Genomic DNA, 25,131 nt, shown 5'->3' on the forward strand with positions numbered 1-25,131 from the left:
TCGCTGGCGTCGGTCATGCCGCTGCACCCTTCTGGTCGGTGGCGCCCTGCCGGGCGAGGTCGGCGGCCCAGAACGCGCCGTCGGGGTAGGTGTACTCCGCGATGGACTCGGGCCGCATCGCGGCGGAGAAACCGGGCGCGGTGGGCGCCGTGTAGTGGCCGTCGCGCATCACGACGGGGTCGATGAAGTGGCCGTGCAGGTGGTCGACGTACTCGATGACGCGGTCCTGCGTGGTGCCCGCGACGGCGATGTAGTCGAACATCGAGAGGTGCTGGACGAGTTCGCACAGTCCGACGCCGCCCGCGTGCGGGCACACGGGGACGCCGAACTTGGCGGCGAGCAGCAGGATGGCGAGGTTCTCGTTGACGCCTCCGACGCGGGCCGCGTCGATCTGCAGGATGTCGATGGCGCCGGCCTGGAGGAGCTGCTTGAAGATGATGCGGTTCTGGACGTGCTCGCCGGTGGCGACCTTCACGGGGGCGACGGCCCTGCGGATCGCGGCGTGGCCGAGGACGTCGTCGGGGCTGGTCGGCTCCTCCACCCAGTACGGGTCGAACTCGGCGAGCGCCTTGGTCCACTCGATGGCCTCGCCGACGTTCCACCGCTGGTTGGCGTCGATCGCCATGCGAATGTCCGGGCCGATCACCGAGCGGGCGGTGCGGCAGCGCCGGATGTCGTCGGCGAGGTCCGCGCCGACCTTCAGCTTGATCTGCCGGAAGCCGTCCGCGACGGCCTGCCGGGCGAGCCGGCCGAGCTTCTCGTCGGAGTAGCCGAGCCAGCCGGGTGAGGTGGTGTAACCGGGGAAGCCGCGCTCGCGCAGGGCGCTCTCGCGTTCCGCAGCGCCCTCGCGGCCGGATCTGAGGAGCGCGAGCGCGTCGTCGGGGGTGAGCGCGTCGGCGATGTAGCGGAAGTCGATCTGCGAGACGAGCCACTCGGGCGTCGCGTCGGCCAGGAACTGCCACAGCGGCTTGCGGGCGCGCTTGGCCGCCAGGTCCCACACGGCGTTGACGACGGCACCGATCGCCATGTGCATCACGCCCTTCTCGGGGCCGAGCCAGCGGAGCTGGCTGTCGCCGATCAGGTCGCGGTTCAACGTCCCCGGGTCGGCGCACAGTTCGTCGACCCCCCGGCCGACGACGTGGTGCCGCAGGGCGTCGATCGCGGCGACCTGGACATCGTTGCCACGACCGATGGTGAACGTGAATCCGTGCCCCTCGACTCCGTCGGCGGCGTCGGTGCGGAGCACGACGTAGGCGGCGGAGTAGTCGGGGTCCGGGTTCATGGCGTCGGATCCGTCCAGCTCCCTGGAGGTCGGGAACCGGATGTCGTAAGTGTCAACCGCGATGATTCGGGCGGCAGTTGGAGACACGGGTGGCCTTTCTTGCTGAGGCGGGGGGTCAGTCCTGGGCGCGGCCGGTCGTCACACGGGCGATCATCAGGGCGAGGAGGATGATTCCGCCGTAGATGGCCTGGATCCAGAACGACGGAACCTGGGCGAGGGTCAGCAGGTTCTGGACGACACCGAGCAGCAGCACGCCGGTGAGCGCGCCGAACATGGTGCCCTTGCCGCCGTCGAGGCTGATGCCGCCGATGACCGCCGCCGCGAACACGGTGAAGATCATGTTGTTGCCCTGGTTGGCGCTGATCGCGCCGACGTAGCCGGTCTGCATGATCCCGCCGACCGAGGCGAGGACGCCCGCGACGACGAAGACGCCGAGCATCACGCGCTCGACGCGGATGCCCGCCGCGCGCGCGGCGTCGGCGTTGCCGCCGATCGCGTACAGGGCGCGGCCGATCCGGTGGTACTTCAGGATGAGGCCCACCACGCCGAAGGCGACGGCGGCCAGCCACACCGACATCGGGATGCGCAGGAACGTCGTGGTGGCCAGGGAGAAGAACGCGTCGGGCATCCCGAACAGCGTCTTGCCCTTGGTCGCGCCGACGAGCAGTCCGCGCAGGACGATCAGCATCGCCAGCGTCACGATGAAGGCGTTGAGCTTGAACTTCACGACGAGGATGCCGTTGAAGGCCCCGATCACCGCGCCCACGACGAGGATCGCGAGCAGCGCGAGCACGGTCGGGAACTCGGTGCCGAATCCTGACTGCGACACCGGCAGGACGAGCAGGGCGCCGACGGCGGGCGCGATGCCGACCACCGACTCCAGGGACAGGTCGAACTTGCCCGTGATCAGGACGAGCGACTCGGCGAGCACGACCATCGCGAGGGCGGCGGACGCGCCGAGGATGGAGATCAGGTTGCGTTCGGTGAGGAACGAGTCGTTGACGACCGCTCCGAGCACCATCAGCAGCAACAGGGCAGGTACAAGGGCGAGTTCACGGGCCCGGCGCAGCAGGACGCTCTTAGCGGTCCCTTTGCCGGGCAGCCGTACGGGGGTGGCTGGTGAGGCCGACGGGGCCTTGATGTCAGCCATGGTCCACTCCTTCGATGGAGGCGATCAGCTCGTGGTCGTTCCAGCCGGCAGCGTGCTCGGCGACGACCTTCCCGTGGAAGAGGACGAGGACCCGGTCGCAGCGGCGCAGGTCGTCGAGCTCGTCGGAGACGACGAGGACCGCGGTGCCGTCCTCGCGGGCGCTGTCCATGCGGGACAGCAGGGACTCCTTGGACTTCACGTCGACGCCCGCCGTGGGGTTGATGAGGACGAGAAGGCGGGGGTCGGAGGCGAGGGCGCGGGCCATGACGACCTTCTGGGCGTTGCCGCCGGAGAGGTCGGACACGGGCTGGTCGGGGCCCTCCGCGTGGATGTCCAGGCGGTCGATCAGGTCGGCGGCGAAGCGGCGCTTGCGGTCGGTGCCGACGAAGCCGTGGCGGCCGAGGCGGCCGAGGACGCTCATGGTGGCGTTGTCGCCGATGGTCATGCCGGTGACGAGCCCCTGGTCGTGCCGGTCGCGCGGCACGCAGCCGACGCCCGCCGCGAGCGCGGCGCCCACATCACCGAACGGCAGCTTCCTGCCGTCCAGTCGGGCCGTCCCCGCGGACGGCGTGTGCAGTCCGGCGAACGCCTCGGCGAGCTGGATCTTGCCGCTGCCGCTGGATCCGGCGAGTCCGACGACCTCGCCGCTGCGGACGGCCAGGTCGACGTCGTGGTACGCCTCCGAGGTGAGGCCGCGCGCGTCGAGGAGGACGGTGGCGTCGGGCTCGTGTTCCACGGCGGCGCGGGCGGCCGCGCGCTCCTCGGCGATGACCTCGCCGGCCATCGCCTCCACCAGTGCGGCGCGCGGCAGTTCCGCGACGGGCGCCGTGGTGATCCAGCGGGCGTCGCGCAGCACGGTGACCGTCTGGCAGACCTCGTACACCTCCTGGAGGTGGTGCGAGATGAACAGGAACGTGACACCGGATTCCTGGAGCGCGCGCATGCGGGTGAAGAGACGCTCGATCTCGCGGTTGTCGAGCTGTGCGGTGGGCTCGTCGAGGACGATGAAGCGGGCGCCGCCGCTCAACGCCCTGGCGATCTCCACCATTTGGCGGTCCTCGACCTTGAGGTCGGCGGTGCGGGCGTCGGGGTCGACGTGGATGTCCCAGGTGTCGAGGACCTGCGCGGCCTCCTCCTGGAGCTTGCGCCAGGAGAAGAAGCCGCGGCGGCTGCCGGGCTGCCGGTTGATGAAGAGGTTCTCGGCGACCGTGAGTTCGGGTACGACGGTCGGCTTCTGGTAGACGCAGGCGACCTTGGCGCGCCAGGCGTCGCGGTCGCTGAGCGGGGGCGCGGGCTCACCGTCGAACAGGAGGGTGCCCGCGTCCGGCGCCTGGAGGCCGGTGAGGACCGTGACCAGGGTGGACTTGCCGGCGCCGTTGCGGCCCACGAGGGCGTGGGACTCGCCGGGCAGGACGGTCAGGCGACCGTCCTGCAGGGCGACCGTGGGACCGTACCGCTTGGCGATGCCCGACGCCTCGACCAGCGGCCTGACCGCCGGCGTGGTTGTCGTCGAGGTGCTCATTTGACCGTGTTTCCCCAGAGCTTCGGGTCGTCGACGTTGTCATTGGTGACGAGCGGCGCGGGCAGCTGGTCCTCGAGGATGCCGCTGGGCAGCTTGACGATCTCCGAGTCGTGGTCGGTGGGACCGGGCTTGAACGTCTTCCCCTGCATCGCCGCCTTGATGTAGTACATGCCGTACTTGGCGTAGGCGTCGGCGGGCTGGGAGACGGTCGCGTCGATCTGGCCCTTGCGGATCGCGGCGAACTCCTGCGGGATGCCGTCGTTCGAGACGATCGTGATGTGGCCCTTCTCGCCAGTCTTCTTGAGCAGGCCCTTGGACTTGAGGGTCTGCAGGGTGGGCGCGAGGTAGACGCCGCCCGCCTGCATGTAGATGCCCTTGATGTCGGGGTTGGCGTTGAGGAGGGTGTCCAGCTTCGACGCGGCGGTGTCGGACTCCCACTTGGCGGGGATCTCCAGGACCTTGAGGTCCGGGTACTTCTTCTTGACGCAGTCGCGGAAGGCCTGCGAGCGCTCGCGGCCGTTCACGGAGGCGAGGTCACCCATGATCTGGACGACCTTGCCGGTCTTGACCTGCTGGCCGAGGTACTCGCAGGCCTTCTCGCCGTACGCGACGTTGTTGGCCCGTACGACCATGGCGACCTTGCCCTTCTCGGGCGCGACGTCCACGGCGACGACGGGGACGCCCTTGCGTTCGGCCTGGTCGAGGCCGGCGGAGATCGCGGCGCTGTCGAGGGGCGCGACGACGAGGCCCTTGACGCCCTGGTTGAGCTGGTTGTTGATGTCCGTGATCTGCTGCGAGGGGTCACTGTTGGAGTTGACGGTCTTGAGCGCGTCCACGCTCTCGGACTTCGCCATCTTCGGCACGTAGTCGTTGTACGACTGCCAGAACGGCGAGGTGAGCAGGGGCAGGATGACCCCGACCTTGCCCTTCCCGTCGCCACCGCCCTTGCCGCCGGAGGCGACGTCGTCCTTCGTGCTGCCGCACGCGGAGAGCACCAGGGCGGCGCAAGCGGCGACCGCCGCCGCGCCGACGATCCGCGACCTGTTCCGCTTGCGCACTGTTCTGCCGGCCATCTGACGGCTCCTCATCGAGCGAGATCGAGCGACTTCTGGTACCTGATGGCGGAAATATTTATCAGACCACTTGGCGGCCACAACACCCCTCGGCGCCAACTTTTCCGCGTTTCAAGCCGTAGTGGTCGGACCACATCTCTGGCTAGACTGCGGCGCACCCGGCATATTGAGGAGCGTCCGTGGAACAGACCGCCCCGCAGAAGGGCACCGTGACGCAGCGGGCCATCGAGCAGATCAAGGCGATGATCGGCGAGGGACTGCTCGAGCCGGGCCAGCGGCTGCCGACGGAGCGCGACCTGGCCACCCAGCTCGGTATCTCGCGCAGCTCCATGCGTGAGGCGATCAGGGCGCTCACGGTCCTCGGCGTCCTGGAGGCGCGGCACGGATCCGGCATCTACGTCACGCAGTTGAACGCCGGAGACCTTCTGGAGACGTTCGGCGTCGTCGCGGATCTCTCGCGCGGCGCGCGGCTCGTGGAGCTGATGGAGGTGCGCCGCGTGCTCGAGTCGACCGCGACGGCGCTGGCGGCCGCGCGCATCACGCCGGAGCAACTCGCCGAGGTGGAGCTGCACCTGGCGGCGATGGCGGCGACGGACGACCCCGAGGAGATCCTCTCCCACGACCTCGCGTTCCACCGGGTGATCGCCACGGCCGCGGGCAACGACACGATGGCCGCGATCCTGGAGGGGCTGTCGTCACGGACGTTCCGGGCCCGCGTGTGGCGCGGCTACCAGGAGGAGGGCGCCTTCGAGCGCACGGGCCGCGAGCACGCCCGTATCCACCGCGCACTGGTCGCCCGCGACCCGGAGGCGGCGCGCGCCGCGGCGGCGGCCCATGTGGGCGAGGTCGAGGCCTGGATGCGCAGCCAGCTCGACGCCGAACCGACCTGACCCACCGCGGGAAGGAGGGTCAGCGCGGCGCCTGTGCCGCGAGCGCCGAGAGCAGCAGTTCCAGCGCCGTCCCGAAGGCGCTCTGCGCCATGAGGGGCAAGTGCTCGCGCACGGCGTCGAGTTGGGGGTACGTGTCAGCCGGGAGTGACTGGTAGGTGTCCGTCCAGGCGCTGTGGTCCTGGGCGCGCCGCTCGGGCGGCAGCGCCAGATGGGAGGCGTCCAGGGCCGCGTGCCCGAGCGCCGTGTCGACGAACGCCGCGTAGTACCGCACGGCCGTGGCCGCGTCGAAGCCCGCGCTCCGCAGCAGCCCGATTCCCGTCTCCACCGCCTTGACCTCGTTGATCCGACGCGTCACCCGGTACGCGGCCATGGCGGCGATCCGCGGGTGCTCGCTGTAGGCGCGATGGATCCGCCGCGCCATGCTCCGCAGGTCCGCGACCCAGTCGTCGCTCCGTGTGAAGCCGGCCATGCTCTCGCCGATGATCCGGTCGGCGACGGCGAGGAGCAGGTCGTCCGTGTTGTGGAAGTAGCGGTAGACCGCGCTCGGGTCGCAGCCGAGCGCGGCGCCCAGCCTGCGCACGCTCAGCGCGTCGGGGCCGTGCTGGCCGACCAGGCGCAGGGCGCAGTCGACGATCAGGTCACCGGAGAGCAGCACCCCCGACTTGGTCGGCTTGCGGCGCCGCCGCTCCACCGGAATCCGCCCCTCGGTCATACCGAATCCCCTTCCGTACGCGCCGCGCGTTCGCCTTATGTCAACACCATTGACGCAACATTGACAAGGCCTGTTTGATCGCACCCTCCCTCCCCTCCTCCGGTTTCAGGAGTGTCCGAATGAGCAGCGAACCCCCTGGCCTGCGCCGTTCTCTCGGTGTCGTCGACGGCGTCGCCATCGCCGCGTCCAGTACCGCGGCCACCACCAGCATCGGGATCGGCATGGGTGCGCTCGCCGCGACGGTGGGCCTCCAGGCCCCGGCGATCCTGCTTGTGGCGTTCCTTCCGATCCTGGGCATCGCCTCCGCGTACGCCCGCCTCAACCGCTCCGAGCCGAACATGGGCAGCGGCTATGTGTGGGTCGGCAAGTCGCTCGGCCCGTGGCCCGGCTTCATCACGGGCTGGGTCACCCTGGTCGGCACGGTCATCTTCATGGCGTACACCAGCGCCGTGACCGGGTCGGTCTTCCTCCAGTTCGCCAACAAGGCCGGCTGGCACCACGCCCTCGGACTCACGCTGGACCCGAACTCGACGGCCCTGAGCACCGTGGTCGGCCTCCTGGTCCTGGCCGTCGTGACGTACACGGCGATCACCGGCGTCCGCAAGGCCACCCGGCTCCAGACCTGGCTGCTCGTCTTCGAGTACGCGGTCCTGCTGGTGTTCTGCGGCTGGGCCCTGGTCTCGGGCAGCCACGCCTTCCAGTGGTCGTGGCTGAACCCCTTCGCGATCCACGACGGCACAGCCTTCGCCCAGGGCCTCGTCCTCGCGGTGTTCTTCTTCTGGGGCTGGGACGCGGCGTTCAGCGTCACGGAGGAGACGAAGAACGTGCGCGACGCCGGCCGGGGCGGCTTCATCGCGCTGTTCACGATGCTCGCGATGTTCCTCTACGGTGCCGTGGCCTTCCAGCGCGAGATGAGCCTGCCCGAGCTGGTCGCCCAGGGCCCGCAGGGTCTGACGTATCTGGGCGCGAAGCTCGCCGACGAGCCGTGGGCGACGCTGCCGCTGCTCGCGCTGATGTTCTCCGCGGTGGCCTCGCTCCAGTCGAGCGTCATCCCGACGGCCCGCGGCCTCCTCGCCATGGGCCGCGACCGCACGATGGGCCAGGTATGGACCCGCGTCAGCCCGCGTTACGGGTCCCCGGCCCTGGGCACGGTCCTCATCATGTCGATCTCCGCGGCGGTCTCGGTGCTCGCGCTGGCCATCCCCAAGCTCAACGAGATGATCCTCGCCGCCGTCAACTCCATCGGCCTGGTCGTCGCCCTGTACTACGGCCTGACGGCGCTCGCCTGCGCGGTCCGCTTCCGCGCCGCCCTGCGCGGTCCGCTGTCCGGGGCGCTGCGCGCGGTCGCGGCCCCCGCGGTCAGCGGCCTCGCGCTCCTCGGGATCGGCGTCTACCTCGCCCGCTCGTACCTGACGATGAGCGACAGCTTCGAACTCAGCCCGGACAACGGGTGGTTCATGCTGTCGATACCGGTCGCCATCGTCGTGTCCGGCCTGGTGATGGCCGCCTACGCCAAGTACGTGCGCCGCTCCCCGTACTTCGTCAAGGGCGGTGTCACCACTCCCGAGACGGCCCCCCTGACCGCCGAACCTTCCTGACCAGCCCCCGTTCCCTCACCGCAAGGAGTCACGTCCCATGCCCGACACCGCCCCCGCCGATCTGGTCTTCACCGGCGGCCCGGTCCACACCCTCTCCCCCGCCCGGTCGCGCGCGACCTCGGTGGCCGTGCGCGGCGAGCGGATCGTCGCCGTGGGCCACGACGAGGTACGCGAACTCGTCGGCCCGGCCACCGAAGTGGTGGACCTGAAGGGCAAGCTGCTCATCCCCGGCTTCCAGGACGCGCACGCGCATCCGGTCGGCGGCGGCCTGGAACTCGGCCAGTGCGACCTCAGCGGCGCGACGACCCTCGACGAGTACCGGCGCCGCATCTCCGCGTACGCGCAGGCGCACCCCGACACCGAGTGGATCACCGGCGGCGGCTGGTCGATGGAGGCGTTCCCCGGCGGCCTGCCCACGGCCGCCGAGCTCGACGCCCTCGTGCCCGACCGCCCGGCCTACCTCGTCAACCGCGACCACCACGGCGCCTGGGTCAACTCCCGCGCCCTGCAGGCAGCCGGGATCGACGCCCGCACCCCCGACCCCGCCGACGGCCGCATCGAGCGCGACGCCGACGGCGCACCGACCGGCATGCTCCAGGAGGGCGCGGCGAACCTGATCGGACAGCTGCTGCCGCCCGTCACGCTGGAGCAGAGGATCACCGGCCTGCTGCGGGCCCAGGAACTGATGCACTCCCTCGGTGTCACCGCGTGGCAGGACGCCCTCCTCGGCGAGCACGCCAACCTCACCGACCCCACGGACGCGTATCTCGCGACCGCCGCGGACGGGCGCCTCACCGCGCGGGTGGTCGGCTCGCTGTGGTGGGACCGCTCACGCGGGACCGAGCAGATCGACGAGCTCGTGGCCCGCCGCGCGGCCGGCACGCGCGGGCGGCTGCGCTGCACGACGGTGAAGATCATGCAGGACGGCGTGGCCGAGAACGGCACGGCGGCCCTCCTCGGCCCCTACCTGGACGGCTGCGGCTGCGCCTCCGACAACAGCGGCATCAGCTTCGTCCCGCCGCTCGACCTCCAGAAGTACGTGACCGAGCTGGACGCGCGCGGCTTCCAGGTGCACTTCCACGCCCTCGGCGACCGGGCGGTGCGCGAGGCGCTCGACGCCGTCGAGGCGGCCCGCCAAGCCAACGGGCGCACCGACACCCGCCCGCACCTCGCCCACCTCCAGGTGGTCCACCCCGATGACATCGGCCGGTTCAGGGAGCTGGGCGCGACGGCGAACCTTCAGGCGCTGTGGGCGGCGCACGAGCCCCAGATGGACGACCTGACGATCCCGTTCCTCGGCCCCGAGCGCAGCGCCTGGCAGTACCCGTTCGGTGATCTTCAGCGTTCGGGGGCGACGCTCGCGGCGGGCAGCGACTGGCCGGTGAGCAGCCCGGACCCGATCGAGGCCATCCATGTCGCGGTCAACCGCGTCCTGCCCGACGCGGCGCCCGGCACGCCGGTGTTCCTGCCGGAGCAGCGGATCGGCCTGGACGCGGCGCTCACGGCGTACACGGCGGGCAGCGCGTACGTGAACCACCTCGACGACGTGACCGGCTCGATCACGGCGGGACGCCTCGCCGACCTGGTGGTCCTCGACCGGGACCCGTTCGCGGCGCCCACGGAGGAGATCGGCGCGACGCGTGTCCTGGAGACGTTCGTGGGCGGCGAGCGGGTGTACGCCGCCGGGTGACCGCTGCCTACACGTCCGCCGCACACCGGAAACCGCAGTTCCCGCTGCTGGAGTCCGGTGTGTTGGCGGTGCGCGCGGCCACACGGTAGCGGTTGCAGTACGAGTCGTGGCACATGTACGAACCGCCGCGCATCACCCGCGTGTCGCCCTCGGCGGGGCCGCGCGGATCGGTGAGCGGGGCCGCCGGGTGGTCGGTCGTGAACCGGTCGGCGACCCACTCCCACACGTTGCCGACGGTGTTGTGGAGGCCGTAGGCGTTGGGCCGGTAGGCGTCGACGGGCGCCGTGCCGGTGTGGCCGTCCTCGCCCGTGTTCACGACGGGGAACTCGCCCTGCCAGATGTTGCAGCGCCAGTGGCCGCGCGGGGTCAGCTCGTCGCCCCACGGGTAGCGGGCCTGGTCGAGGCCGCCGCGGGCCGCGTACTCCCACTCGGCCTCGGTGGGCAGCCGCTTGCCGGCCCAGGCGGCGAAGGCGCTCGCGTCGTCCCAGCTGACGTGGATCACGGGGTGCCGCGACCGGTCCCCGATCCCGGAGCCGGGTCCCTCGGGCGCGCGCCAGGTCGCGCCCTCGACACCCCGCCACCAGGGGGTCCCCGCCGGGGCGGGCGTCGCGCGGGCGAGGCGCGGGTCGAGGAAGCCGGCGAAGACGTACGACCAGCCGAACCGCTCGGCGGCGGTCACGAACCCGGTGTCCTTGACGAACGTCGCGAACTGGGCGTTCGTGACGGCGTGTTCGTCGATCCGGAAGGGGCCGACGGTGACCTCGCGAACCGGTCCCTCGCCGTCGCCGTGGTTCGCCCGGTCGTCCTCGTTGCCCATGCGGAACGTGCCGCCGGGCAGCGTCACCATGCCCTTGCCGGAGGCGCGCCGGGCCGTCGGGGCGAGGGGCACGGGCTGCGGATCGCCGCCGCCTTCGCGGCGCGCGGCGCAGCAGGCCTTCGGGGTCACGTCTTCCGCAGTCATGGTTCCGCCTCGTACACGCACTGGACCGATGCGGCCGATCCTCGCACGCGTGGGGCGGCCCGCGTCCGGCGGGCCACCCCACGTCCCTGTCCCCGCGCTCAGACCCGGGAGCGGTAGAGCCCGAACCGGGCGATGTGCGGGCCGGTGCGGGTCTGCGTGATCCGCAGGCGCCACTCGCGGGCCGTCACCGGCGCCGGCAGGACCAGGACGCGGCTCGCGCCGATCGTCCCGGCCCGCGCCACCTCGGTCCAGGCGCCGCCGGACTTCGCCTCCACGACGAACTGCTCCACCTGCTGCCCGTGCCGGATGTCCTCGGCGAGCCGGATGCGGTCGACCTCCCGGGCGGTGCGCAGGTCGACGGTGCGGGTGCCCGCGCCGTCGTCGCGCACACGGGCGCCGTCCGCCAGGTCCTCGGGCAGTTCGCGGTCGATGCGCTCGCGGAACTCCTTGAGCCGCGCCACGTCCGCCGCGGGCAGCAGGCCGTCCGTGTCCGGCGGGATGTTGAGCAGCAGCACGGAGTTGCGGCCCACCGACCGGAACCAGATGTCGGCCAACTGGTCGACGCTCTTGGGCTGTTGGTCCGCGTGGTAGAACCATCCGGGCCTGATGGACACATCGCACTCGGCGGGCCACCACTGGAGATACTGGGCTACGGAGCGCGACTGGGCGAGCGCGTCACGGCTGCCCTGGTCCGGCGCGTCGTACCGCAGGGCGTAGTCGACGCTTCCGTTGCCCGAGTCCTTGACCGGGACGACGCTCCACTCGTCCTCGCGCGCCAGTCCGCCCTCGTTGCCCACCCAGCGCACGTCCGGTCCGCGCACGGCCATGGTGGCGCCGGGGGCGAGCGCGCGGATCACCGCGTACCAGCTGTCCCAGTCGTACGTCTCGACCTTCTCCGGCGGGATGCGGCCCTGCGCGCCGTCGAACCACACCTCGTCGACGGGCCCGTACTCGGTGAGCACCTCGTAGAGCTGGTTGAGCATGTGGGCGCCGTAGTCGGTCGCGTCGAGGGTGAACGTGCGCAGGTCGCCGCCCGCCCGGTCGTCGCCGTCGACGAGCGTGGGGATGGTGCGGGCGGACCGCTTGCTGCCGTTGGCGTAGACGCCGTCGAGGTACTGGTTCTCGTCCGCGGGCGAGATGTAGACGCCGACCTTGATGCCGTGCTTGCGCATGGAGTCGGCGAAGGAGCGCAGCACGTCGCCCCGGCCGTCGCGCCAACTGCTCGACGCGACACTGTGCTCGGTGTAGCGGGACGGGTAGAGGACGAAGCCGTCGTGGTGCTTGACCGTGAGGATGGCGAGCTTGAATCCGCCGTCGCGCAGCGCGCGGGCCCACTGGTCGGTGTCGAGGCCCGTCGGCTGGAAGACGTTCGGGTCCTCGTCTCCCGTACCCCATTCGAGGCCGGTGAAGGTGTTCACGCCGAAGTGCAGGAAGGCGGTCTTCTCCAGGCTCTGCCAGGCGATCTGACGCTTTGTCGGCCGGACGAGGGAGGCCTTGGCGACCACTTCCTCCGGGGAGTCCGCGGTGCTGATGGGGATGCGGAAATGGGGTTCTGCCGCCGTGGTGCCGCCGGCCGCCGGGGCGGCCAGGGCGAGGGAGTTGCTCGATGCGGCCACGGCCGTGGTCGCGGCGGCGGCCAGGAAAAGTCGTCTGCTGACGGTCATCTGCGGGTGGGGTCCCTTCAGGTCGGCGCCGGGTCAGCGCTGGGTCAGCGTCCAGGTGGTCGGGGTCTGCTGGTCGGGCGGGTTCTGCACGAGATGTCCGTCGGACGTCGCGTTCAGGGTCATGCGCGTGATGGCGTTGGTGAGCACGTAGCCACGGCCGGAGCGGGACACCTGCCAGCGCTGAAGGGTGTTCTTCGTGTCGCAGGTCTCCTGTGTGACCGCCGAGCCGGGCTGCAGCGGCACGTTCAGGGTGAGCTTTCCGCTGCGGGTCTCCAGGCAGCTGCCGGTCTCGGTCGACTTGAGGGTCAGATAGCCGTCCGGGGTGCGGGTGAGCTCGAAGCCGGCCGCCGCGATGCGGTGGCGCGTGTCGGCGAGGGTGTACGTGCCGTCCGCGACGGGCGGCCGTGTCAGGTCCCGCTGTCCCGGCGCCCGGCCGACGGCCTCGGCCCGTGCGGTGAAGCCGTCGTACGTCGCGTCGGGGTGCGGGTCGCTCCACGTCGCCTGCGCGATGTGACTCAGGGGCAGCCGGGCCGCCTGCGCGACCTCGTTCTCCGTCTCACCGCGCCCGTTGTCCGGCCACAGGCTGATCTTGGCGCCGGTGATGCCGTCGCGCGAGGCGAGCTTCTCGCCCTCGAAGCTGCGCGGGTCCCACTGCTCGTCGTAGAGCTTGTGCGTGTCGGTGTGGAAGCCGCCGCGTACGAGGTAGAGGGAGTAGGCGGCGTTCATCACGGGGTAGCCCTGCGCGATCAGCTCGCTGGGCTTCGTCTTGACGCCGAGCCAGTGCTCGACGGTCGTACCGGGCGTCACCGGGACGGTGTTGGCGCCGGTCAGGCCGTCGTTCCAGATGCGCAGCCGCTTGCCCTTGCTCGCGGCGTACTCGTCGACGCGGTTGACGAAGTCGATGAACGCGTCCTGGGGCGTGGCGTTCGCGCCGTACTTCTTCTTCGCGTACGCGGCGATCTGCGGGTACTTGGCGAAGTCCGAGCCGAGCATGTACTCGTCGGCACCCATGTGCCACCACTTGGCGGGGAACACCTCGCCGTACTCGTCGATGAGGCTCTTGTAGTAGTCGAAGGCCGCGGGTGCGGTGATGTCGAGGCGGGACGGCTGCGCCTTGCCGTCGGAGTCGGTGAGCTGGAGGTCGGGGCGGTTCTCGATCCAGGGGTCCATGTGGCCCGGGGAGTTGATCTCCGGAACGATGGTGACGTGGTACTTCTCACCGAGCGCGACCAGGCGGCGGATCTCACTCCTGGTGTAGTACCCCCAGGTGTTGGCCTCGGGGTGCCGGTCGCTCTTCACCTTCAGCTCGACGAGCAGCTGGTTGAGCTTGTGGTACGCCATGTCGCGCACCAGGTTCTCCATCCAGTCCGTGGAGATGTGCACGTAGCAGGCGCAGACGCCGACGCCGCGCTCCTTGTACCGGGGCACGTCGACGGTGCGTCCGGCCGGCACCCGGTCGCTCTGGGCGAGGAGCTGGAGGAGGGTGCGGGTGCCGTAGAAGGCTCCGGCCTCGGCCGCTCCGGTGATCTCGAGCCGCTGCGCGGCGCGGAGTTCGTAGCCCTCGGCGCCCAGGGATCCGCTCCGTGACGGCTCGACATCGACAACGATGTCACCGGTTCGGGACGGACCGCCGGTGACCGGCACGGTGCCCTTGCCCGCGGCCCGCAGGTCGTCGGCGAGGGTGGCGGCGACGCGGCGCGAGGCGGCGTCGTGCGCGACCAGGCGCGCTCTGGGGCCGAAGGAGTAAGTACCTTGCGCCGAAGTCCAGTCGGTGAGGCTCGGCAGGGTCCGGGGCACGGGGTCCTGGGGTGCCGCCCGCGCCAGGGGGGCCGGTGCCGCCAGCAGCAGGAACGCCGCTACGGTGCCGATCAGTCGGTGTCTGCGTCGCCAGGGCGCCGTCTTGGAGCTCGAATCCGTCATGAGATCCGATGATTCAAGCCTTCTGGCGAGGGTGTCAATGGATCCTCCCCAGCAACCACTTGGACATCTCGCAAAACTCATCGGATGAATCAGAGGCACGAGCGCTGCCGAACGCCAGCGGGCGGCGGACTCCCAGGCCCGCCGCCCGCCGCTGCTCACGCACGGCTTCACCCCGGCACGTGTCAGCCCTTCCACTCCACCTTGAACACCCACACGTGCTCGCCCGCCGCGCGCGCAGCCGTCGGCACGTCCACGACGAACGACCCGCCGGTGGTACGCCAGTTGAGCGGCCGGTCGTACCCGAGCATCGTGACCTTGTCGCCGGGCCGGACCGGCACCGCGGCCTCGACCGTGAGCGTCGCGCCCGGCTCGGCGAGCGAGTGGATGTAGAACGCCTTGTTCGGCCTGACCGTGAACCGCAGGTCCTCGCCGAGCTGCGCCATCCGCGACCAGTAGGTGGTGTCGTAGACGGCCTCGCCGTTGGTCTTGAGCCAGTGGCCCGTCTCGCGCAGCCGGGTCTGCATGATCTCGGGGATGGTGCCGTCGCCGCGCGGCCCGATGTCGAGGAGGAAGTTGCCGTTCTTCGACACGATGTCGACGAGGCTGTGCACGACCTCCTCGGTGCTCATGTAGCGGTCGTCGGGCGTCTCGGCGTTGTAGCCGTAGCTGTACGGGTCGAGTCCGCGGCTCGACTCCCACTTGGCGACGACGGTGTTGTCGTACGTCGTGTACTCGGGCGTCGTGAAGTCGTGGAAGCCGATCCCGGAGCGGTTGTTGACGGCGACCTCGTACGGCTTCGGGCGGTTCTTGCCGTGGTTGAAGAACTCGGCGAGGACGTTGCGCGAGTCGTTGACGCCGCCGATGTCGCACCACAGCAGCTGCGGGTCGTAGTCGTGGATCAGCTCCAGCATCTGGGGGGCCTGGAAGCCCTTCACGTAGTCCTTGCCGGACGTGTAGCCGGTGTAGGGGACGGGCTCCAGGGTGTACGGGTTGCGCGGGGCGTGCCCCATCCACGGGTTGTCGGGGTTGAACCACTCGGGCATCGAGAAGTACAGGCCGCGGTGCAGCTCGGGTGCGTAGCGGCGGGACGCGTCGAAGAGCTCCTTGATGATGTCCCGCTTGGGGCCCATCTTCACGGAGTTGCGGTCCGACAGCTTGGTGTCCCAGAGCGCGAAGCCCTCGTGGTGCTTGGAGGTGAGGACGTGGTACTGGGCGCCCGCGTCCCGGAACAGCTCGACCCACGCGCGCGGGTCCCACTTCTTCGCGGTGAACATCGGGATGAAGTCGTCGTACGCGAAGTCCTCGCCGTACGTGGCCTTGTGGTGGGCGTACGTCGGGTTGTTCGGGTCCTGCATCTGGTCCCAGTACCACTCGGCGTACTGCTTGCCGACCGGCGCCCACGCGGGCACCGAGTAGACGCCCCAGTGGATGAAGATGCCGAACTTCGCGGAGTGGAACCAGTACGGGGCCTGGTGGCCGGAGAGCGACGCGTCGGTCGGCTCGTAGTCGGGGACGCCGAGCGTGAGCTTCCTGGAGCTGGCCGCGGCCTGGTGTCCGCGCCCGGTGGCGACGACCTTGCCGTCCTGGACGGTACCGGGCGCGGTCCCCGCGCGATTGCGGATGCCGACCCGGACGCGGGCCTGCTCGCCGGGGGCGAGGCGCGTGACGCGGGCGGGCTCGACGGTGCGCGCGCCGGGGACGTCGACGCTGACGGTGAGGGCGTCGGCGGTGACGATGCCGACGGTGCCGGCGTTCATGACGGTCGCCTCGACGCTCTGCGCGCCGGTGGACTCCAGGAGCGAGAACGTGGAGTGCGCGTCGCGCAGCGCCAGCGCCCGGCCCTGCGCGGCCGGCTGGAGCGAGAGCGCGAAGACGTGCAGGGCGGTCTTGTTCGCCTCGGCGGGGTTGAGCTTCGGCAGGCTGATCGCGACGGCCTCGCGCTGCGGGTCGAGGGGGATCTCGCTGGTGCCGATGCCGACGCGGTTGGCGTCCTTGGTGCCGTCGGGCTTGTAGCGGTAGGCGGCGGAGAGCGGGCCGCCGGAGGAGTACCAGTCGGCGCCGCCGAGTCCGGCGCTCGCGGTGGAGCCGTCGGCGTAGTGGACGGTCGCGCTGCCGGACGCGTTGCCGTAGCTGCCGGCGGTCAGGAACAGGGCGGACAGATAGCGGCCCTTGGGGAGGTCGACGCGCTGTCCCATGGCGACGACGTTGTTCTTCGCGCCCGCCGCCGACGAGGGGAAGACGTAGGCGATCCCGTCGAGTTCGACGGGTCCGGCGGGCAGTTCCTCACCGGGGAAGGTGTAGCCGCTGCCGTCGAAGTCGCCTCCGCGGGCGGCCGCGGTGTCGACTCCGTCGTTGTCGAAGTGGGCGTCGAGCGGAACGGGCACCGGGTCGGGGACGGGTCCCCAGACGGTGTCCGCGGACGCGGTCCGGGCGGTGGCCGCCGCGTCTGACGCGGCCGCCGGTCCGGCGGCGGCGAGCGGCACCGCGGCGGCGGCTGCCACCGCCGCGGCCGTCCCGAGGACCTGGCGTCTTGGGTACGAACTCATACTCAGCACTCCCTGATGCGGCTCAAGGCTGGGCATTCATCGGAGGTCTGATGATGGTGGGGGTCCGTGAGCGCGTCAATGGGCCGCGCAGAGGCGGTAGTTGAGAGAGTGATCCGATGACCGCTCATCGGGACCGAGCCCCGAGCGGCACCCGCGACGAATGTCCGAAAACGGCCGTCTGTCAGCGCGTGCGAAGAAGGCGCGCAACCGATCTCCGGGGATCCGGCACCGTCGGGAGTCGGCGCGTCACAGCGCGCGGTACATGATGTGCAGCCCCACCCTGCCGTGCCGGGCGTGCTCGAACGCGTCCGGGACCGTGCCCAGGATCGTGAAACCGAGGGAGGTCCACAGACCGACGGCGCGGTTGGTCTCGACGACCGCGTTGAACGCCATGGCTCGGTAACCGTCGGCCTTCGCGCGCTCCAGGACGTGCTCGGCGAGGGCGCGGCCGATGCCGCGGCCGCCCTGGGCGGGGTCGACCATGAAGCCCGCGTTGGCGATGCCGGCGGCGGGACCGCCGTAGTTCGGCGCGACATAGGCCGAGCCGACGACAGCGCCGTCCACCTCGGCGACGTACGCACGCTGGCCCGGACCCATCCACAGGGTCCGGGCCAGCGCCTCGGGGGTGTACGGGTCCCAGGCGTACGTCTCGCGGGATCCGACGATCTGCCGCCGGAACGGCCAGATCTGCGCCCGGTCCTCGTCCTCCGCGTCCCTGATCAGCATGTGCGTGAGTCCGGCACGCGGCCGGTCAGGGACGGATACGGAGCCGGGGGCCGCTCAGTCCACGCTCGGGAGGATGTGGGGCTCCGCGAGGTCGTCCTCGTAGCCCGCGAGCCTGATGGGGGCCGAGCGGGCCCAGACGTCGAGGCTGCCCAGCTTCTCGGGCCGCCGCCCCGCGCGCTCCGTGCGTTCTCGGGGGCGCTGCTCGCGATTCGTCTTCTCTGGTGTCACCGCGCACTCCTTGTGTGTCGGGTAACCCTGTCCGGCGCGTCGCACCCGGCGTTCCCGTCGGGCGTCCGGCGCCCGGTCGGGCCTGGTTTCTCTACCGGTTCGGGCGCGGTGGCGCCGGTTTTCTGCATGGGCGACCCTGGATAGGGACGTCCCGCGACGGACCACGGGTGCTGGTTGGACCACGTTGTGCTGTCCGTCGGCTACAGACAGAGTAACCATATGAGCAGGGTCGCGCTCGATGGGGCCGAAACCAGAGAGACGGCTGGGGGTCGCCGGGGATTCATTCGGCCACCGGCCATATGACACCCGACTGGGCGACGACTACGTGGGGTCCGGCCGGGCCGTGTTGATCGATCGCCCCGGATCGTCGGTCGACTCGGCCGACGGCTGGGAGGTCACATCGGGCGAACCGGACGGCTCGGCGGGGTTCGGAGCGGGTGGCAGCACACCTCCCGGGGGCGGCGGTCCGGTGGGGCTCGCGGTGGCGGCGCCCGCGGCCTCGTTCGCGATGGCGTCGAAGTCCACGTCGCCCGTGTTCTCCAGCATCGTGATGTGGTCGAGGACGGTCTGGTTGGCGTCGGTGGCGAGCTCGCGGACCAGGCTGTTGCGGGTGGTGTGGCGGACCTGGGCGATCAGCGCGAAGACCTTGCCGTGGGAGTCGCGCAGCAGGTTCGCGAACTTGTTCTCGTAGTCCTTGCCGCTCGCGGCGGTCAGCTCGTTGAGCCACCCCTGCTGCTGCGGGTTGGGCTGGTTCGGCAGCTCCACGCCGAGTCGGCCCGCGACCGAGCGGACACGCTTGTCGAGGTCGGTGTGGCCGACGACGAGGTGATCGCCCGCCATCCTGATCGCCTGCGTCGGCGCCCGCTCCATGGCCTGCTGGCCGGCCGGTATCTCCCAGAGTCCGGCGAGCCGCACCTTGACCAGGAAGTCCCGGTCGGTGGCCGACAGGGGGCCCCACTGGGTGGCCACGCTGCCCGCGTTCAGGTTGGCCGACCCGGTGCCCGAGCGGTCGGCGTACGACCAGATCGGAAAGGCGAGTGCGCCCAGGGTGGCGACCAGGGCGGCGAAGATGAGCGCGGTCCCGTTGATGCGTCGCAAGCAATCCTCCCGATACCGGCGTCAACTCGCCGCGAGGGCGAGCTACTTGTTGGTACGGGAGGGTACGGACGTGACGCGGGTGGCGTTCAGACTTTCGCGCCCCTTTTTTCGGCCTACCCCCAGAAGGCGTCGGCCAGCGCGACCCCAGCGAAGGCGGCGCCGAGGCCGGCGGCGACGCTCGCGGCCACGTTGGCCACGGCGAAGAGCCGCGCCCCGTCCTCGCCCAGGCGGAACGTCTCGTACGAGAACGTCGAGTACGTCGTCAGGGCCCCGCACAGGCCCGTGCCGATGAGCAGCTGCACCTGCGGCGAGGCGGCGCCCGCGGCGACGGCGCCGGTGAGCAGGCCCAGCACGAGGGAGCCGCAGACGTTCACCGTGAACGTCCCCCACGGGAAGACGCTGTCGTGGCGGGTCTGCACGGCCCGGTCGGTGAGATAGCGCAGGGGTGCGCCGACCATCGCGCCGGCGATCACGAGGAGCCAGTTCACGCCCGCGTTCCGCCCTTCTCCCGGCCCACGTACCGGATGACCTCGCAGTCGTCGAGCATGACCAGGCCCTGCGACACCAGCTCGTCCAGCTCCGGCAGGAACGCCCGGACCCGCGCCTCGGTGTCGACGATCACGACGGCCACGGGCAGGTCCTCGCTGAGCGAGAGCAGCCGCGAGGTGTGGATCAGGGACGACGCCCCGAACCCCTCGATACCGTGGAAGACGCTCGCCCCGGCGAGGCCCGCCTTGTGCGCCCGGTGCACGATCTCGCTGTACAGGGGCTTGCGGTGCCACGTGTGGTTCTCACCGATGAAGACCGTCAGCCGCAGCGCACGCCCGGTCAGTCGCGTCATCGCTTCCTCCACGCCAGGACGCGGCGCGTCAGCGCCACTCCGAGCCCGACGGCGGCGAACGCCGCCAGGGGCGTCGCCGCGAGATAGACCAGGCCCGTACGGACCCGGCCGCCGTCCACCAGGCGCTGGATGTCCACCGCGTACGTCGAGAACGTGGTGAAGCCGCCCAGGACGCCGGTGCCGAAGAACGGCCGCACCAGGCGGTGCGCCGCCCACACGTCGGTGATGATCACCATGAACGCGCCGATCACGAAACAGCCGAGCGCGTTCACCCACATCGTCGTCCAGGGAAACGCTCCGGGCGACGTGGGCCACAGGAGACCGGCGCCGTAGCGGGCGCAGGCGCCTACGGCGCCGCCGAGCGAGACGACCGCCACGATCGGGCCCTGCGCCCGCAGCCCCGCGCGCCGCTGGGCAGGCACGCGCAGATCGACGTCCGGATCACGGGGTTCGTCCACCGCCGGGGACTGCCCACCTGTCATCCGTACCCGTCTCCTCCTCGGCCCCGGCGCGCCGCGCCACCATTGAAGATCACTGCCTGCGGTCAGCCTATCGCCCGTCCGGACGCACCGTTAATGTCCCGTTGTCCCCGCCGAAAGATGGCCATGGTGTCCTGCCGGGACACCGGCATACGGGCCCCAGGGAGGAGCCACACATGACACGGGTCGAGCTGCGCGGCGTCGACGAGCTGATGGATCTCCTGCACGCCTGCCGCGGAGCGTGGGACACCCCCGACCGCAGCGGCGACCCCGTCGACCTGCACGACCACGCGCTGCAGACCGCCGCGCTGCTGCGCCGCGGCCACCCCAGTGACAAGGAGCTCCAGCTCGCGGGGCTCGTCCACGACATAGGCCATCTGCTGCGCCCCGGCGACGACGCGGGCCACGCGGACACGGCCGCGGCCGCGGTGCGGGGGCTGCTCGGGGAGCGGGTGGCACGCCTGGTGCAGCTGCATGTCCCGGCCAAGCGTTACCTGGCGGCATCGGACCCGACGCGTGGCCTGTCGCCGCAGAGCGCGCTGACGCTGGAGACGCAGGGCGGGCCGATGACGCCCGAGGAGGTGGCGGCGTTCGCCCATGACCCGCTGGCCGACGATGCGGTGACGCTGCGTCAGGCGGACGACGCGGGCAAGGTGGTGGGCCTCGACGCCGGGGTCATGGAGGACTGGCGACCGGTGGTGGAGCTGGTGGCGCAGGGGTACCGGTCCACCAACTTCACACCATCCCTACGTAGTTGACATGTCGGACTGACGCTCCGTCATGAGACCGTACGCCCCATGACTTCGGAGCTCTCGCTGGAAGGCAGGGTCGCCGTCGTGACCGGGGGGTCGCGGGGCATCGGCCGGGCCGTCGCCGTGGCGCTCGCGGGTGCCGGGGCGCGGGTGTGTGTGACGGCGCGTGATCCGGACGGGGTCCGCGAGACCGTCGCCGCGCTGACGAAGAGCGGCGCCGAAGCCACGGGACTGGCCGGGTCCGTCGCGGATCCCGCGCATCTGTGGGAGCTGACGGAGCGGGCGCTCGACGCGTACGGACGGCTCGACATCCTGGTGAACAACGCCGCCACCAACGAACCGTACGGTCCGCTGATGGAGGCGGATCCGGAGGCCTGGCGCGAGGCGTTCACGGTCAACGTGGAGGCGCCGCTGCGGCTGGTGCAGTGCGCCTGGCGGGCCTGGATGTCGGAGCACGGCGGGGCCGTGGTGAACATCTGCACCGAGGGCGCCGGGCACGTCGGCCCCCGTGTGGGCGCCTACGGCACCAGCAAGGCGGCGCTGCTGCACCTGACGCAGCAGCTCGCGGGCGAACTGGCCCCGTCGGTGCGGGTCAACTCCGTCTCGCCCGGCCTCGTCCGCACGGAGATGGCGCGCTTCGTGTGGGAGCACGCCGAGGAGTCCGTGGCGACGGGGCTGCCGCTGGGCCGGATCGGGGAGCCGGAGGACGTGGCCCGGGCGGTGCGCTGGCTCGTGTCGGACGAGGCCGCCTGGGTGACGGGGGCCGACCTCCTGGTGGACGGCGGAACCAGGGTCAGGGCCGCGTCGCCGGGCCTCACTGATGCCGTCCACCAGCAGCTCCGTCACCGGCTGCCGGGCTCGCCCTAGGGCATTACCACTTGCCGGGCGCGTAGTCCTTCAGGAAGACGCCGTACAGGTCCTCGCCGGCCTCGCCGCGGACGACCGGGTCGTAGACGCGGGCCGCGCCGTCGATCAGGTCGAGGGGGGCGTGGAAGCCCTCGTCGGCGAGGCGCAGCTTGTCGTAGTGCGGGCGCTCGTCGGTGATCCAGCCCGTGTCGACCGAGGTCATGAGGATGCCGTCGGTCTGGAACATCTCCTGGGCGCTGGTCCGCGTCACCATGTTCATGGCGGCCTTCGCGGCGTTCGTGTTCGGGTGGCCCGCGCCCTTGTAGCCGCGGCCGAAGACGCCCTCCATCGCCGAGACGTTCACGACGTAGGCGCGTCCGCTCGACGCCTTCTTCGCCGCGTCGGACATCGCCGGGCGCAGCGCGCTGATCAGGATGAACGGCGCCGTGTAGTTGCACAGCTGGGTCTCGAGGAGCTCCACCGGGGAGATCTGCTCGATCGTCTGCACCCAAGTGTTGCTCTCGACGACGTCCGGGACCAGGCCGCCCGCGTCGATGGCGCTGCCGTCGCGGTGCCGGGCGACGCTGGCGTTGCCCGCGACCAGGGCGAGATCGGCGACCTTCTGGGCGTCGAGGCCGGAGATACCGGCGGGCAGCGCGGTCAGGCCGTCGACCGCGCCGGAGTTGAACGCGCCGATGACGTGGTGGGCGGGGAGCTCACCGGCCGGCAGCGGGGCGCTCTCGCCCTCGACGAGGGCGGCGTACGCGGAGGGCAGCCGGCGCACGGTCTGCGTCGCGTTGTTGATGAGGATGTCCAGCGGGCCCTGCTCGGCGACCTGCTCGGCCAGCGCCACGGCCTGGGCCGGGTCCCGCAGGTCGATGCCGACGACTTCGAGGCGGTCCATCCAGTCGGCCGAGTCGTCCATCGCCTTGAAGCGGCGGATGGCGTCCTTGGGGAATCGCGTCGTGATCGTCGTGTGCGCGCCGTCACGCAGCAGGCGCAGCGCGATGTACATGCCGATCTTGGCGCGGCCGCCGGTGAGCAGGGCACGCTTGCCGGAGAGGTCGGCGCGGATGTCGCGCTTGGCGCGGTTCACGGCGGCGCACTCGGGACAGAGCTGGTGGTAGAAGTAGTCGACCTCGACGTACCGGGCCTTGCAGGTGTAGCAGGAGCGGGGACGCTGGAGTATCCCCGCGAGCCTGCCTTCCTCGACCTGCGAGGACGGCAGGAGGCCCTCGGTCTCGTCGTCGATGCGCTCGGCGGAGCCGGTCGCGGTCGCCTCGGTGACGGCCTTGTCGTGGGCGGTCTTCGCGGCGCGGCGCTCCTGGCGGCGGCGCTGCTTCACGGTCCGGTAGACACCGGCCGTGGCCCGCCGGACCTGGATCGCGTCGGGGTGGTCGACGTCCAGCTTGTCGAGTTCGTCGAGCACGCTCAGGCAGACCGCGAGCCGCTCGGGGTCGATCCCGGGGCCGAACGACTCCTGTGACACCACCGTGGCGTCGGTGGCGCCCATCGGGCTGTCCTCTGTCATCGTCATCGCCGCTGCGTTCCTCGCGTCACTCGGACCGCGGCGTGCTGTGAGTGACCGCGGATGCTCCCAAAAGGCGGAACCATACAACCTGCTGTCGACATTCCGCCAAGTGGGCAGTTTATCCCGCTCCAGGACCGGGCCGGGAACGCCGGTCCTGGACCGCGGTCCGGTACGGCGCCGGTGCGACGCCACCCCTCCCCCTCAGAGCCCCCGCTGCTCCATCTCGCACACCCTCACCAGGGCAGCGAGTTCCTCGCGGATGCCGGTCGCGAGCACGTCCAGGTCGGGGACCGCGGCCGCGTCGGCGACCAGGCCGTAGTGCACACGCCCCCGGTACGTGGACACGGCCACGGCGAGGGACTGGCCCTGGGCCAGCGGAGCGAGCGGGTAGACCTCGGTGAGCGGGCAGCCGCCGAGCCGCAGGCCGAGGCTCGGCAGCGGCACGCTCGTGACCAGGATGTCGAACAGGAGCCGGGCCGCCTGGGCGACGACGGGCCCGCCGATCAGGTGACCGAGCGGCGGCACGTGGTCGGCGAGCAGGGCCACGGCGCCGGCGCCGCGCTGCGGGCCCGCGTCCTTGTTGTGGTCCATGGCCGTACGCACCGAGCGCAGCCGGGCCAGCGGGTCGTCCTCGTCGACCGGCAGCTTCACCAGGTAGCCGGAGAGCCGGTTGCCCTGAGGGTGGGCCGTACGGGGACGGCGCCGCGAGACGGGGATCAGGGCCCGCGGGCGCACCCCTTCGCTGCCGTTGCCGCGCTCGTCGAGCCAGCGCCGCAGGGCCCCGGCCACGACGGCGATGAGGACGTCGTTGACGGTGCCGCCGACCGTCTTGCGGACCCGGTGCACATCGTCGAGTTCCAGGACGACGCCCTCCGTGCGGCGGGTGCCCGTGGCGTTCGACGAGAAGGCGGCCGAGGTGTGCACGTCCATGGTGGCGCGGACGACGGCGGTGCCGATGTCGAGGGCCGTGACGGCGCTGGAGGCGCTGTCCCGCAGGAGGCCGGGCAGCTTGCGCGGGTCGAGGTCGCCGAGCCGGAGGTCACGCATGCCGGGGAACGGCAGCCGGAACCCGCGGGGCGTCTCGGTGGGGGGCGCCGTCCGGGAGACGGGCAGGTCCATCGGGTCCATCACCCCGGCGGCGAGCGTCAGCGCCCGCAGCCCGTCGGCCAGCGCGTGGTGGAACTTGAACAGGACGGCGAACGAGGTGCCGTCCGCCCCCGGCAGGACATGTGCCTCCCACGGGGGCCTCGCCCGGTCGAGCGGCCGCTCCATGAGGGCACCGGCCGACGCGTGGAAGTCCGCGGTGGGCTCGTTCAGCCGTACGTGGTCGAGCGGGTCGAAGTCGGGTACGGGCACGCGCGCCGCGCCACCCACGGGGATCCGCACCCCTTGGATGCGCATCCGCAGTCCGGGGACGGCGGGGGCGCGGGCGGCGAGGAGCTCCACCGCGTGCCGGGCGTCGCCCGGCGACGTTGCGGCGAACACTCCCAACGCGCCCAGGTGCATCGGGTGTTCGGCGGTCTCGATGTTCCAGAACGCCAGGTCGAGTGGCGCGAGGAGGTCCGGGCTCGGCTCGGGCCGAGAGTGCTGGGACTGCTGAGAGTTCACTGAGGCCGCTCTCG

General features: G+C 71.2%; 22 protein-coding genes. 5 read left to right on the plus strand and 17 right to left on the minus strand.

Going from position 1 to position 25,131, the window contains the following annotated elements; genetic code table 11:
• Positions 1–13: 13 nt before the first annotated feature.
• From OHO83_RS06790 to OHO83_RS06805, 4 genes are read right to left on the minus strand one after another with little or no spacing between them, the layout of a single operon-like run.
• Positions 14–1,369 carry an L-fuconate dehydratase gene (locus OHO83_RS06790; protein ID WP_266677871.1) on the minus strand — a complete coding sequence of 452 codons (1,356 nt, stop codon included), beginning with the start codon at positions 1,367–1,369 and terminating at the stop codon, positions 14–16.
• A gap of 28 nt (positions 1,370–1,397) precedes the next feature.
• Complete coding sequence (locus OHO83_RS06795; RefSeq protein ID WP_266677869.1) at positions 1,398–2,432, minus strand: ABC transporter permease; 1,035 nt, start codon at positions 2,430–2,432, stop codon at positions 1,398–1,400.
• Positions 2,425–3,954: a sugar ABC transporter ATP-binding protein gene (locus tag OHO83_RS06800; RefSeq protein WP_330278879.1), complete on the minus strand. Its 1,530-nt coding sequence runs from the start codon at positions 3,952–3,954 to the stop codon at positions 2,425–2,427. Before OHO83_RS06800 ends, OHO83_RS06795 begins: the two co-directional genes overlap by 8 nt.
• Positions 3,951–5,027, minus strand: coding sequence for a sugar ABC transporter substrate-binding protein (locus OHO83_RS06805; RefSeq protein WP_330278880.1), 1,077 nt, complete (start codon positions 5,025–5,027; stop codon positions 3,951–3,953). The genes OHO83_RS06800 and OHO83_RS06805 overlap by 4 nt, the downstream gene beginning before the upstream one ends.
• A 179-nt stretch (positions 5,028–5,206) precedes the next feature.
• On the opposite strand from OHO83_RS06805, the gene OHO83_RS06810 reads away from it, so the two are divergent.
• The gene (locus OHO83_RS06810; protein WP_266677864.1) at positions 5,207–5,917 is read left to right on the plus strand and encodes a FadR/GntR family transcriptional regulator; all 711 of its coding nucleotides are present in this window, start codon (positions 5,207–5,209) and stop codon (positions 5,915–5,917) included.
• Positions 5,918–5,936: 19 nt separating this feature from the next.
• Here the strand turns inward: OHO83_RS06810 and OHO83_RS06815 are convergent, their stop codons facing one another.
• Positions 5,937–6,629 carry a TetR/AcrR family transcriptional regulator gene (locus tag OHO83_RS06815; protein WP_266677862.1) on the minus strand — a complete coding sequence of 231 codons (693 nt, stop codon included), beginning with the start codon at positions 6,627–6,629 and terminating at the stop codon, positions 5,937–5,939.
• A 119-nt stretch (positions 6,630–6,748) separates the two neighbouring features.
• On the opposite strand from OHO83_RS06815, the gene OHO83_RS06820 reads away from it, so the two are divergent.
• Together OHO83_RS06820 and OHO83_RS06825 are read left to right on the plus strand one after the other, a co-directional pair.
• Positions 6,749–8,227: an APC family permease gene (locus OHO83_RS06820; protein ID WP_330278881.1), complete on the plus strand. Its 1,479-nt coding sequence runs from the start codon at positions 6,749–6,751 to the stop codon at positions 8,225–8,227.
• A 37-nt stretch (positions 8,228–8,264) separates the two neighbouring features.
• Entirely contained in the window at positions 8,265–9,917 is a 1,653-nt protein-coding gene (locus OHO83_RS06825; RefSeq protein WP_266677858.1) for an amidohydrolase, read from the plus strand.
• A gap of 7 nt (positions 9,918–9,924) precedes the next feature.
• Here the strand turns inward: OHO83_RS06825 and OHO83_RS06830 are convergent, their stop codons facing one another.
• The 10 genes from OHO83_RS06830 to OHO83_RS06875 all read right to left on the minus strand — a co-directional run bounded on the left by OHO83_RS06830 (position 9,925) and on the right by OHO83_RS06875 (position 20,383).
• A complete protein-coding gene (locus OHO83_RS06830; RefSeq protein ID WP_389565802.1) occupies positions 9,925–10,878 on the minus strand; it encodes a formylglycine-generating enzyme family protein in 954 nt (317 codons plus the stop codon).
• Between the two features lie 98 nt (positions 10,879–10,976).
• A complete protein-coding gene (locus OHO83_RS06835; protein WP_266677856.1) occupies positions 10,977–12,542 on the minus strand; it encodes an alpha-L-fucosidase in 1,566 nt (521 codons plus the stop codon).
• 33 nt (positions 12,543–12,575) lie between these two features.
• A complete protein-coding gene (locus OHO83_RS06840) occupies positions 12,576–14,462 on the minus strand; it encodes a family 20 glycosylhydrolase (RefSeq protein WP_330278882.1) in 1,887 nt (628 codons plus the stop codon).
• A 182-nt stretch (positions 14,463–14,644) separates the two neighbouring features.
• A complete protein-coding gene (locus OHO83_RS06845; protein WP_330278883.1) occupies positions 14,645–17,008 on the minus strand; it encodes an alpha-L-fucosidase in 2,364 nt (787 codons plus the stop codon).
• A 246-nt stretch (positions 17,009–17,254) separates the two neighbouring features.
• A complete protein-coding gene (locus tag OHO83_RS06850) occupies positions 17,255–17,734 on the minus strand; it encodes a GNAT family N-acetyltransferase (protein WP_330278884.1) in 480 nt (159 codons plus the stop codon).
• Between the two features lie 54 nt (positions 17,735–17,788).
• Positions 17,789–17,962 carry a hypothetical protein gene (locus tag OHO83_RS06855; RefSeq protein ID WP_100592955.1) on the minus strand — a complete coding sequence of 58 codons (174 nt, stop codon included), beginning with the start codon at positions 17,960–17,962 and terminating at the stop codon, positions 17,789–17,791.
• A 321-nt stretch (positions 17,963–18,283) separates the two neighbouring features.
• Positions 18,284–19,060 (minus strand): DUF4142 domain-containing protein, encoded by a 777-nt coding sequence (locus OHO83_RS06860; protein ID WP_266677848.1) that lies wholly within the window; start codon positions 19,058–19,060, stop codon positions 18,284–18,286.
• Between the two features lie 113 nt (positions 19,061–19,173).
• A complete protein-coding gene (crcB, locus tag OHO83_RS06865; RefSeq protein WP_330278885.1) occupies positions 19,174–19,548 on the minus strand; it encodes a fluoride efflux transporter CrcB in 375 nt (124 codons plus the stop codon).
• Positions 19,545–19,901, minus strand: coding sequence for a DUF190 domain-containing protein (locus tag OHO83_RS06870; RefSeq protein WP_330278886.1), 357 nt, complete (start codon positions 19,899–19,901; stop codon positions 19,545–19,547). Before OHO83_RS06870 ends, crcB begins: the two co-directional genes overlap by 4 nt.
• Positions 19,898–20,383 carry a fluoride efflux transporter FluC gene (locus OHO83_RS06875; protein ID WP_266677842.1) on the minus strand — a complete coding sequence of 162 codons (486 nt, stop codon included), beginning with the start codon at positions 20,381–20,383 and terminating at the stop codon, positions 19,898–19,900. Before OHO83_RS06875 ends, OHO83_RS06870 begins: the two co-directional genes overlap by 4 nt.
• Before the next feature lie 173 nt (positions 20,384–20,556).
• On the opposite strand from OHO83_RS06875, the gene OHO83_RS06880 reads away from it, so the two are divergent.
• Positions 20,557–21,138, plus strand: a complete 582-nt coding sequence (locus tag OHO83_RS06880) for an inositol oxygenase family protein (RefSeq protein ID WP_330278887.1) — start codon at positions 20,557–20,559, stop codon at positions 21,136–21,138.
• A gap of 39 nt (positions 21,139–21,177) precedes the next feature.
• On the plus strand, positions 21,178–21,999 hold the full coding sequence (locus OHO83_RS06885) for an SDR family oxidoreductase (RefSeq protein ID WP_329432522.1): 822 nt from the start codon (positions 21,178–21,180) through the stop codon (positions 21,997–21,999).
• 4 nt (positions 22,000–22,003) lie between these two features.
• Here the strand turns inward: OHO83_RS06885 and OHO83_RS06890 are convergent, their stop codons facing one another.
• Both OHO83_RS06890 and OHO83_RS06895 read right to left on the minus strand, forming a co-directional pair.
• Positions 22,004–23,515: an SDR family NAD(P)-dependent oxidoreductase gene (locus tag OHO83_RS06890; RefSeq protein ID WP_266677836.1), complete on the minus strand. Its 1,512-nt coding sequence runs from the start codon at positions 23,513–23,515 to the stop codon at positions 22,004–22,006.
• A 195-nt stretch (positions 23,516–23,710) separates the two neighbouring features.
• The gene (locus OHO83_RS06895; protein ID WP_330278888.1) at positions 23,711–25,117 is read right to left on the minus strand and encodes a wax ester/triacylglycerol synthase family O-acyltransferase; all 1,407 of its coding nucleotides are present in this window, start codon (positions 25,115–25,117) and stop codon (positions 23,711–23,713) included.
• Positions 25,118–25,131 lie beyond the last annotated feature (14 nt).

Origin of the sequence: Streptomyces sp. NBC_00569 (assembly GCF_036345255.1) — a bacterium.
Lineage (GTDB): Bacteria > Actinomycetota > Actinomycetes > Streptomycetales > Streptomycetaceae > Streptomyces.